Annotated in this window: 11 protein-coding genes; 2 read left to right on the forward strand and 9 right to left on the reverse strand. The window is 70.0% G+C overall.

Features of this window, described 5'->3' with window-relative positions; all coding sequences use genetic code 11:
• Positions 1–353 (forward strand): penicillin-binding transpeptidase domain-containing protein (locus AOK01_RS36100; protein WP_281181486.1); only part of this gene is annotated, 353 nt, incomplete at its 5' end.
• Positions 354–372: 19 nt separating this feature from the next.
• Here AOK01_RS36100 and AOK01_RS36105 read toward each other — a convergent pair.
• The 9 genes from AOK01_RS36105 to AOK01_RS36145 all read right to left on the reverse strand — a co-directional run bounded on the left by AOK01_RS36105 (position 373) and on the right by AOK01_RS36145 (position 9141).
• Positions 373–1086: a DedA family protein gene (locus AOK01_RS36105; RefSeq protein WP_055519207.1), complete on the reverse strand. Its 714-nt coding sequence runs from the start codon at positions 1084–1086 to the stop codon at positions 373–375.
• A gap of 158 nt (positions 1087–1244) precedes the next feature.
• Complete coding sequence (locus AOK01_RS36110; protein WP_055519229.1) at positions 1245–2153, reverse strand: PDR/VanB family oxidoreductase; 909 nt, start codon at positions 2151–2153, stop codon at positions 1245–1247.
• 19 nt (positions 2154–2172) lie between these two features.
• Positions 2173–2814, reverse strand: a complete 642-nt coding sequence (locus tag AOK01_RS36115; RefSeq protein WP_055519209.1) for an MSMEG_1061 family FMN-dependent PPOX-type flavoprotein — start codon at positions 2812–2814, stop codon at positions 2173–2175.
• A gap of 136 nt (positions 2815–2950) precedes the next feature.
• Positions 2951–3868: an acetamidase/formamidase family protein gene (locus AOK01_RS36120; RefSeq protein ID WP_055519211.1), complete on the reverse strand. Its 918-nt coding sequence runs from the start codon at positions 3866–3868 to the stop codon at positions 2951–2953.
• An 87-nt stretch (positions 3869–3955) separates the two neighbouring features.
• A complete protein-coding gene (locus tag AOK01_RS36125) occupies positions 3956–4270 on the reverse strand; it encodes an NIPSNAP family protein (protein WP_055519215.1) in 315 nt (104 codons plus the stop codon).
• A 13-nt stretch (positions 4271–4283) separates the two neighbouring features.
• On the reverse strand, positions 4284–4769 hold the full coding sequence (locus tag AOK01_RS36130) for a nuclear transport factor 2 family protein (protein ID WP_055519217.1): 486 nt from the start codon (positions 4767–4769) through the stop codon (positions 4284–4286).
• Positions 4766–6658: a CocE/NonD family hydrolase gene (locus AOK01_RS36135; protein WP_055519221.1), complete on the reverse strand. Its 1893-nt coding sequence runs from the start codon at positions 6656–6658 to the stop codon at positions 4766–4768. Before AOK01_RS36135 ends, AOK01_RS36130 begins: the two co-directional genes overlap by 4 nt.
• Positions 6655–7779, reverse strand: coding sequence for an FAD-dependent oxidoreductase (locus AOK01_RS36140; RefSeq protein ID WP_055519223.1), 1125 nt, complete (start codon positions 7777–7779; stop codon positions 6655–6657). The genes AOK01_RS36135 and AOK01_RS36140 overlap by 4 nt, the downstream gene beginning before the upstream one ends.
• Positions 7780–8010: 231 nt before the next feature.
• The gene (locus AOK01_RS36145; RefSeq protein WP_055519224.1) at positions 8011–9141 is read right to left on the reverse strand and encodes a ferritin-like domain-containing protein; all 1131 of its coding nucleotides are present in this window, start codon (positions 9139–9141) and stop codon (positions 8011–8013) included.
• A gap of 209 nt (positions 9142–9350) precedes the next feature.
• On the opposite strand from AOK01_RS36145, the gene AOK01_RS36150 reads away from it, so the two are divergent.
• Positions 9351–10286, forward strand: a complete 936-nt coding sequence (locus tag AOK01_RS36150) for an AurF N-oxygenase family protein (protein WP_055519226.1) — start codon at positions 9351–9353, stop codon at positions 10284–10286.
• Positions 10287–10436 lie beyond the last annotated feature (150 nt).

Genomic DNA, 10436 nt, shown 5'->3' on the forward strand with positions numbered 1-10436 from the left:
GCCGGGGGCAGCGCTCCCCGGGCCAGGCCATGTCCCCCGCGACGGCCGTACAGCTGCGCGAGCTGATGACGGACGTCGTGGCGGAGGGCACCGGCACGAACGCCGCCATCCCCGGCGCCACGGTCGGCGGTAAGTCCGGCACGGCCCAGCACGGCATCCACAACTCCGGTACGCCGTACGCCTGGTTCATCTCCTGGGCGCAGGCCGACGATGCCGTGGAGCCGGCGGTGGCCGTCGCGGTCGTCGTCGAGGACGCGGCGGCCGACCGGGGCGACATCAGCGGCGGCGGGGACGCGGCGCCGATCGCCCGCGCCGTGATGGAGGCCGTGCTGGACCTCGACCCCGACCGGTGAGCCGGGGGTTCGGTCGACGTCAGTCGACGACGGTGTCCGCCGCGACGGCTGGGTCCTTCACTGCGGCCGGGTCCTGCACTGTGGCCGGGTCCACGTCGGTGGCCGTGTCCGGCGCGATGGCCGTGTCCTTCGCGGCAGCGGTTCTGCGGCGGCTGAGGTGGCGTATGCCTTCGAGGGCGCCGGTCACCACGAGTGCCAGGCCCACGCCGACGGCGATGGCCAGCAGCGTGTTCTCCTGGAACACGACGCCGCCCAGATAGCCGGTGAGAGCGGTGTAGGCGCTCCAGGTGCCGGTGGCGAACGCGACGAACAGCGCGTACTTGCCCAGCGTGTAGCCGACGAGCCCGGTCGACAGGGTGGCCAGGTAGCGCCCCACCGGGATGAACCGGGTGGTCACCAGGATGAAGCCGCCGCGGGATTCGAGTTCGCGGGCGAACCAGTCGTGTGCCGTGCGGCGTTTGGAGCCCGGTGGCAGGCGCTTGAGTATGCGTTCCCCCAGCAGGCGTCCGACCGCGTAGGGAACGAGGTCGCCGAGGAAGGCGCCGAGCGTCGTGGCGGCGATGACGAGCACGATGTCGGTCTCACCGGACGCGGCGTAGACGCCCGCGACGATCACGACGGGTTCGCTCGGGATCAGTGGGAGGAAGGAGTCCAGGAAAGACACCGCGATGAGTACCGCGTACAGCCACGGTGAAGAAATGACCGATTCGGCCAGATCGAGCCAGTCGATCATAAGACACCGGCCCTGGTCGTCGAATGCGGATGGGCGGTCATGGGGCATCCCTCCCGGGATGGTCGGCGGCGCTCACGCGTTCGGTCCGTGCAGGCCGTTCGGTCATGAGGGGTGGGTGGCACAGGTGGGCGGCACGGGGCGGGTCGGAGGTCGTCGGTTCAGAGATCGACGGTGAGGCTGGGCGACAGCGCCCGTGAGACACAGGTGTACATACGGCCGGGTGCGGCGCCGATGTCGTCGCGGTGCTCCGGCTCTCCGTCGACGAGGGCGATCTCGCAGGTGCCGCAAACCCCTTCACGGCACCCGGACGGTATGCGCAGTCCCGCGTGGGTCAACGCGTCCAGCATGGAGTCCTCCGCGCCGACCCGGACGGTCCGTTCCGACCGGGCGCAGTGCACGTCGAAGGCCGTGTCGGGCGCGAACTCCTTGGCCGCCGGCCGGAAGCGCTCGATGTGCAGCCGCCGCGCGGGGAACGCCGCCTCGGCCGCGTCGAGCATCGGCCCGGGGCCGCAGCAGTACACCAGCGTCCCGGGGCCCAGCTCCGCCGCCTCGGCGGCGAAGTCGGGCAGGCCGTGCCGGTCGGTGGCGTGGACGCGCACCCGGCTGCCGTGCGCGGCCCGCAGTTCGTCGACGAACGGCATGCTGTCGAGGGACCTGCCCATGTACACCAACGTCGCCGAGGCGCCCGCCTCGACCGCCGCCGTCAGCATCGGCATGATGGGGGTGATGCCGATCCCGCCGGCGAGGAACAGGTACTCCGGTGCGGGCAGCAGGGGAAAGTTGTTGCGCGGCACCGAGACGTCGAGGGTGCGGCCCTCGCCGAGGAACAGGTGGATGTACTCGGAGCCGCCCCGGCTGAGCCGGTCGTGACGGACGGCGACACGGTAGGTGTCTCGGTCGGCCAGGTCTCCGCAGAGCGAGTACTGCCGGGTCAGCCAGTTGGGCAGTGCCAGATCGATGTGGGCGCCCGGTTCCCAGGGTGCCAACGGGCCGTCGGCGCCGCGCAGGAGGAGCGAGAGGGCACCCTCGGCGACCGGCTCGGCCTTCTCAAGAATGGTTCGTTGCATGGCCATGGCCGCCTCAGTGTCAGTACAGGTGTCGGTAGTCGTCTTCGAGCATGTCCGTCAGCGCCTGCGGATCGGCGTCGAGTTCGAACTGGGCCGCGGCGATCTCGCCTATCGACGGCATTTCCCCGGCCAGGGCCTGGCTTGCCGGATCCCAGAGCCGGGAGCGGATCAGCGCGCGTCCGCAGTGGAAGAAGACCTCCGTCAATTCCACGACGATCGCCAGTTCGGCCTCCTTTCCCTCGGTGCGCATCCGGGCGAGCACGTCCGGTTCGTCGGTGGGATAGGCACGGCCGTTGCCCCGTAGCACTTCTCGCATTCCGGGGATGACGAACAGCAGCCCGATCCCGTCGTTCTCGGCGAGATTGCGGAACGAGTCGGCCAGGTGGTTGCCCGGCCGGTCGGGGATGGCGAGGGTGCGCTCGTCGAGGACCTTGACGAATCCCGGATAGTCGCCTCGTGGTGAGCTGTCGGGGAGTCCCGTGGCGTCCGACGTGGCCATCGTCAGGAAAGGAGAATGGGCGATGAAACGGCGGCTGTGCTGGTCCAGACGGTCGCGCACCTTGCGTTTGATCATGTCATCCGGCTCCCCTATCCGGGCACGGACCTCCGCGAAGGAAAGCCGGCGCGGACGGGCCTCGGGAATGACGTCGCCGCTGACCATGAGACCGTCACGAGGTGTCGTACGAGTTGCCGTATGTGGTGCCGTACTTGGTGCCGTATGAGGTGTCATTTGATGTGCTCGCTATTCGCTCTCACAGGGTTTACAAGGGATAGCTGATCCGGTGGGGTTCACCGGATCAGCGGACGGCGTCGTACGGCAGCACGGCGTGCACGCCCCACGTGTCGTTGGCCACCTGGGTGACGCGCAGGTCGACGGCCACGCCGGCCAGGGCCAGCGCGGCCGTCCTGTCCAGATCGAAGAGTGCGCGCAGCCAGGCCAGCATCGCGTCCAGGGCATCCGCCGTCGCCGCGTTCAGGTCCTCGTCGAAACCGAAGGTGACGCGTCCTTCGGGCGTCTCGGCGTGGATACCGGGGACCGGGGCCTGCCGGTGGAGGTGCAGTGTCACCTCCGTCGTCATGGGGCATTCGATCGCCGTTCCGGCGACCTCACCGTTCCCCTGTGCCGCGTGGCCGTCTCCCAGGTGGAGCAGCGCACCGGGCACGGTCACCGGCAGGTACAGCGTGGAACCCGCCACCAGTTCACGGCAGTCGATGTTGCCCCCGCTCCCCGCTCTCGGCGGGATGGTGGAGTGCGGGCCCGGTTCGGCCGGAGGGACACCGACCACGCCCAGGAAGGGCGCGATGTCCACGGTCTGGCCGCGGTCGTTGGTGGCCGTCCCGTCGCCGATGTCCCACAGCAGCCATGACGCGGGTCCGTCGGCGACGCCGAGTCGGCGCGTCAGCGGGGTGTCCTTCACCCCGGCGAGGGTCCACCCCCAGGTGCCGGTCCTGACGGACTCGAAGCGCACTCCGAGGACCATGCCCGGCTCCGCGCCCCGCACCGCGATCGGCCCGGTGAGACAGTGGCCGGTCCGGTCCGCGAACATCATCGGTCTCGGATCACCGGGTGTGCGCATCGGCTCCAGGTGCCCCGCGGCGTCCAGCGAGCCGACCACCACCGAGTCGCCGGGGTCGACAGTGAGAACCGGTTGAGTGTCCCGGTCGAAGACGTTCACCACGGTGTCCCGTGCCGCCGGCAGGTCGTGCCGAACCATTCGAGTCCCTCCCTTCGCGTCGTCTCGTGTCGCGTGCTGTCGTGTTGTGCGGTGTCGTGTGGTGTCGTGTCGTCGGTCGATCCAGGGTCAGCGGAGCCCGGACCGCGGGGCGGGTTCCAGCCGGACCGTGGACGCCGTCCCGCCCGACAGTGCGGACAAGGTGTCGACGACGGCCGCGCACCGGGGGTCCCCGTGGACGGCGGCCAGGACGCGTTCCCGGTCGGCGGCGTCCTCGAAGCGCCGGATCCAGACGAAGGCGTCCTCGTCGTCGGCCACCGTGAACGCTCCGACCACCCGCATCCCCCTTTCCTGGTGCAGCGGGACGACGGTCTCGTCCATGTAGCGCGCCAGTTCCGTGCCGCGGCCGGCGCGGGCGCGTTCCGTGCGTATCTCGTAGAACATGCGTGTCCCTCCGTCAGGACGGGGCTCCGGTACGGGCGGCGGCGAGTTCGTAGACGCTGGGCGAGCCCTCCCACGGGGCGGTGCGCACGACGGCCCAGCGGTGTATCAGCCAGCGTCCGCCGGATCTGCGCAGCCCGAGCCGCCAGAGGCCACGCATCGTGCAGTGGTCGACGACACCGGGGTCCGCCGGGACGTGGTGGTAGGCGACCATGTGCGCGCCGCACTCGGCCTCGTCGCCCGACAGCCGTACGACGAGGTCGGTGGCGGCGTGGTGGGTGCAGTCGAAGCCCTCCAGGGTCCTGCGGGCGAGTTCGACCAGCTCGGCGGCCGGCAGCGTCGTAGGCGGTCTGCCGTGGTAGTGGGTGGAGAGGTCCAGCCGTACCTCGTCGGCGAACAGCTGCCGCAGAGCGGTCCAGTCCCGGTCGTCCTGTGCGTGGGCGAGACCGGCGACGACATCGGCGACGGCCGCCCGGTCCACCAGGTCGTGGAGTGCGCTCATGTCCGCGCCTCCGTGGACGTGGCGTCTCCGGACTCGGACCCGGGCCGTTCGATGAGCGGCAGGATCAGGCGGCTCAGGTGGGCCGGCCCGTGGTGGATCCGGTTGACCGCGACGGCCACGTCCTCCTCGCCGTCGGCCGCGATCGTCCCGCCCGTGTTGGTGTTGCGGTCGTAGCGGGGGAAGTTGCTGCTGGAGACCTCAAGCCGGATGCGGTGTCCGGACAGGAACACGTTCGCGGTGACGCCCAGGTCGACCGTCATCTCGTAGACCTCTCCCGGCTCCAGGAGCTCCGGGTCGGTGAGCGACTTGCGGTAGCGGGCGCGTTGGACGCCCTCGCACAGCAGGATCGCCCTGCCGTCGGGGTGCACGTCGACGAGCTTGCCGGTGAAGTCGGTGTCCGGTGCCGAGGAGGAGACGTGCAGGACCAGGCTGACGTGGCCGGTGACCTCTACGGGCTGTTCGAGGACGGGGGCGGTGAAGCACAGCACGTCCTCGCGCGTTTCCACGGATGCCTGGTCGGCCGGGCCGGGGAAGACGTCGGAGGCGACGGCGAGCACGGTGCCGCCCAGGCTCGGGACGGGGCGGCGCGGGTCGTAGAGGAACGTGTCCGTCGCCTCCACCGGCACGGCGTCGCGCGTCAGGACGCCGTCGCCGTCGGCGGTATTGGCCCGGCCGTCCCCGGCGAGGAAGAAGTCGGTGTGCCGGGTGTCGGGCAGCGGCCAGTCCACCTCGTCACGCCACCGGTCGACGCCCATGACGAAGATCCTGACCCGGTGGGTGTCGTCGGCCCGGTCGGTGTCGTCCGGGGTGTTCGTGCGGTCACGGACCCAGCGGTCGAAGAACCGCAGGTGCGCGCCGGTGACATCGGCGGCCTTGATGCTGCTGTGGAGCCCGAACGACCGGTCGGGGAAGGTGCCGAGGTCGGTGCCGTCGGCGTGACTCCACGGGCCGATGATCAGCCGTTGGCCTTCGCGGGCGGCCGTGCTGCCGCCCTGGCCGCGCATCGTCGTGTAGGACCGTACGGTCTCCCCCACGAAGACGTCGTACCAGCCGCCCACGTGGAGCGCGGGCACGGTGATGTCGCCGCAGCGGTCGATCGAGGCGACCTCCTGCCAGAACGCGTCCCGTTCCGGGTGGTCGAGCACCTGACCGACCCAGGGCAGATGACGGGTGACCGCTCCCCGGTCCGCGACCGGCAGCGGGTCGTGCAGCCGCCGCGTGTCGGCCAGACCGGACAGCAGTGCCTGGGCGTCACCCGGTTCGCCGGGCTCGCCGTCCTTGCCCTGCTTGCCGTCCTTCCCCTGCTTGCCGTCCTTGCCCTCGCCGCCCTTGTCCTGCTCGCCGGAGTGCCCGTCGGCGGGGCCCCGGCCCAGGTTGCGCAGGGCCGAGAGCGTGCCCCAGGTCAGGACGGCGTCCTGCGACAGCGCACCGCCCGGGGAGCGCCACGGCGCCGCGTACGGGTCGGCGGAGGTCATCACGGGCGCGATGGCCCGCAGTGCCGGTACGTCGTGCACGGCCGCCTGCCACTGCGTGAACCCCATGTAGGAGCCGCCCCACATGCCGACCGCACCGTCGCACCACGGCTGTTCGGCCAGCCATTCGAGGGTGTCGACACTGTCGAGGCCCTCCAAGGCGTGGGGCACGAACACTCCCGGCGAACGAGAGGTCCCGCGGACGTCCTGTGCCACCACCGCGTAACCGGCTCCCACGAAGGCGAACACGTCCGGCAGTTTCGGGTTGCCGTACGTTCCGGCGGCGTCCTTGCCGTAGGGGGTGCGGACCAGCAGCACGGGAAAGGGCCCCGGCCCCTCGGGCCGCCACACGTTGGTGGCGAGCGCGATGCCGTCGCGCATCGGCACCGGTACGTCCACTTCGACGGCGAAACTCATGCGTCCACCTGGTTCTTCCTGGGCGACCGCTGCCGGTCGGTGATCATCCAGTGGCTGAACGCGACGTAGTGCCGCGCGAACTGCTCGGGCGTGGGCGCGTGTTCCACCTCCGCGGACAACCGCGCGACATGGGCGTACCGCGGGATCCGGTCGGCCTGGTAGGCGGCCAGCGCGGCGGGCACGTCATCGGTGCGGGCGAGCAGGCGGCCGAGCAGGGCGGCGTCCTCGATGCCCAGCGTCGCGCCGGCGGTGATGTGCGGGGACATGGCGTGGGCCGCGTCCCCGGCCAGCGCGACTCGCGCGGAGACCCAGTGGGGCAGCGGCGGCACGAGCATGATCTGGTTGTGCAGGATCATTTCCTCGGGCGTCGCGGCGATCAGCCGGGCCAGCGTCCCGTCGTGCCCTTCTTCGTCCATATGGACGACCCGTTCCAGGACCTGCTGCTTCGGAGTGCCCGTCAGCGGCGGTGAGTCGAACTGGTTCAGCAACCAGTAGACGCTCCCGTCGTAGGTACGTATGTAGCCGCCCCGGCAGCCGTGGGTGCCCAGGATCAGCCGGTCCTCGGACACCGTGATGCCGGTGGCCGGAATGACGGCGCGCCAGGCGTGGTGGCCGGGGTGTTCCTGCGCCGGAGTGCCCGGGACCAGCTGCCCGCGCACCGCCGAGTACGCCCCGTCCGCCCCGACGACCACGTCGGCGTCCTCGGTACTGCCGTCGGACAGGTGGACCGTGACATGGTCCGCGTGTTCCTCGTACGCGGTGAAGCCGGTGGCCAGCCGGATGTTGTCCAGCCCCACGGCGTCGGCGAGCAGGTCGTTCAGCTTGGCCCGGTGCACCAGCAGGTACTGGTGGTCCTCGGGGCTGAATCCCGGGGTGACGAGCGGGCGCCCGGCGGGATCGTGGAAGTACATCTCGGTGGGTGCGCCGATGGAGCGCACCTGTTCACCGACGGCGAGATCGTCGAAGACCGCCAGCGCGTTCGCCCAGAGCCCCAGCGAGGCCCCGGCGGCGCGGATCTCCGGCGCGCGCTCACAGATCACCACCTCGATCCCCGCGTGGCGCAGCGCGAGCCCGGCGGTCAGGCCCACGATCCCGCCGCCGATCACGACCGCGCGCGTCACAGCCGGTCCCCCGTCGCGCCGGCACCACGGTCACCGCGGTCACCGCGACCGCCGATGTCGCGGTGGTGCCCGCTGTCGCGTGGCGGGCGGATACGGATGTCCACTGCGGCCTCCTCATGTCGTCGAGTGGGTCCGACGTTAGAAAAGGCAGCCGATTAACACCAGTGCAACCTTGGTACGTACTCATTTCGCAAACGATAATCCGGGGACGACCTGCGTCTATGCCTCTGCTTACGCCTCTTCCCCCGCCACTTCTCCCGCCACTTCCCCCGCGCGGATCGCCTGCTCGACCTCCGCGACCCGTGCCTGCTCCTCCGCCGCGAAGCGGTCCGCGTCGAGTTTCTCGGCGAGTTCCTCGTCCTGGGCCATGAGGAGGTCGAGGTTGGAGTCGCCCATCTCGAAGACGCCCATGTCGACGTAGGCCTGCTGGAGGCGTTCGCCCCACAGGCCGATGTCCTTGACGCAGGGCACGATGCGGGAGAACAGCAACCGGCGGAAGAGAGCGAGGTACTCGGACCGCTCGCTGTACTCCTCGGCCTCCGCCTTCGGGATGCCGAAGTTCTCCAGGACCTCGACCCCGCGCAGCCGGTCGCGCATCAGGTAGCAGCCCTCGATGACGAACTCCTCGCGTTCGCGCAGTTCGGCGTCGGACAGTTGCTTGTAGTAGTCGCGCAGCGCCATCCGGCCGAAGGCCACGTGCCGCGCCTCGTCCTGCATGACGTACGCGAGGATCTGCTTGGGCAGCGGCTTGTCCGTGGTGTCCCTGATCATGCCGAACGCGGCGAGGGCGAGGCCCTCGATGAGGACCTGCATGCCGAGGTAAGGCATGTCCCAGCGGGAGTCGCGCAGGGTGTCGCCGAGCAGCGACTGGAGGTTGTCGTTGACCGGGTAGAGCATCCCGATCTTCTCGTGGAGGAAGCGGCCGTAGATCTCCGCGTGCCGCGCCTCGTCCATCGTCTGGGTCGCCGAGTAGAGCTTGGCGTCCAGGTCGGGCACGGACTCGACGATGCGGGCCGCGCAGACCATGGCGCCCTGCTCGCCGTGGAGGAACTGGCTGAACTGCCACGAGGCGAAGTGCTTGCGGAGTTCACCCTTGTCGCGGTCGTTCATCTTCGCCCAGTGGGGCGTGCCGTAGATGGACATCGCCTCGTCCGGGGTGCCGAGCGGGTCGTACGGATCCACTTCCAGGTCCCAGGCGATCCGCTTCTGGCCGTCCCACTGCTTGTCCTTGCCCTTCTGGTACAGGGCAAGCAGCCGCTCGCGCCCTTTGTCGTACTCCCAGCTGAACCGCGCCGCGCCGGTCGCGGGCACCTGCCAGAGGGGTGCTCCGGGGTCCTTGGCGTACAGGTCGTAGGTCGACATGTCTCGCAGGCTCACACGGAGCGGACGACGGGTCAACAAGTTGCGCGGAAGGGATTGACGAGCTTGCTGACAAGCAGTCTCATAAGACGTGACCGGCGGTAACCCCAACGATGTCGGGTCCGACGAGGCACGCCGAGGCACGCCGAGGCACGCCGAAGCACGACGAGACACGACGAGACACGACGACGCACGACGAGGTGGGCACAGCCATGACGACCGTGACGGAGGGTAGCGTCGACGGACCACGCGACGCGCTCGGCCTGCTCAAGGACCGGGAGCAGGTGGCCGAGCGGCTGCTCGACTCCTCCGCGAAGCACTCCTTCGACCCGGACAAGGAACTGGACTGGGACGCGCCCTTCGAGGAGGGCAAGTGGTTCTGGCCGCCGGAACTGGTGTCGCTCTACGACACCCCGATGTGGAAGCGGATGAGCGAGGAACAGCGGATCCTGCTCTCCCAGCACGAGGCGGCGGCGCTGGCCTCGTTGGGGATCTGGTTCGAGATGATCCTCATGCAGTTGCTGGTGCGGCACATCTACGACAAGCCGGCGACGAGCGCGCACGTGCGCTACGCGCTGACCGAGATCGAGGACGAGTGCCGGCACTCGAAGATGTTCGCGCGGCTGATCACCCGGGGCGGGACGCCGCACTACCCGGTGAGCCGGGCGCACCAGAACCTGGGCCGCCTCTTCAAGACGGTGTCCACGACCCCCGGTTCGTTCACGGCCACGCTGCTGGGCGAGGAGGTGCTCGACTGGATGCAGCGGCTGACGTTCCCGGACGAGCGGGTGCAGCCCCTGGTCCGGGGTGTCACACGGATCCATGTGGTGGAGGAGGCGCGGCACGTCCGGTACGCGCGTGAGGAGCTCCGCCGCCAGATGACGACCGCGCCCCGCTGGTCGAAGGAGTTCACCCGGATCACCTCCGGCGAGTTCGCCCGCGTCTTCTCGGTCGCCTTCGTCAACCCCGAGGTCTACACGAACGTCGGCCTCGACAGGCGGGAGGCCCTGGCCCAGGTCAAGGCGAGCGGCCACCGCCGGGACATCATGCAGACAGGCTCAAAACGCCTCACCGACTTCCTGGACGACATAGGCGTCCTACAAGGCACGGGCCGCCGCCTCTGGAAATCCTCGGGCCTACTGGCCTGAGGCCGCCGACGCCAGACGCTGGTCGGCGATCGGCGACCGGCGCTGAAAGGCTGGGGCGCAGCCCCGCCTTTCAGCGGCACGGGAGGCTGGGGCGCAGCCCCGCCTTTCAGGGGCGCGGGGAACTGCGCGACCAGCCACAGCGCACCCGCA

It is taken from the genome of Streptomyces aurantiacus (assembly GCF_001418335.1).
GTDB classification, from domain to species: domain Bacteria; phylum Actinomycetota; class Actinomycetes; order Streptomycetales; family Streptomycetaceae; genus Streptomyces; species Streptomyces aurantiacus.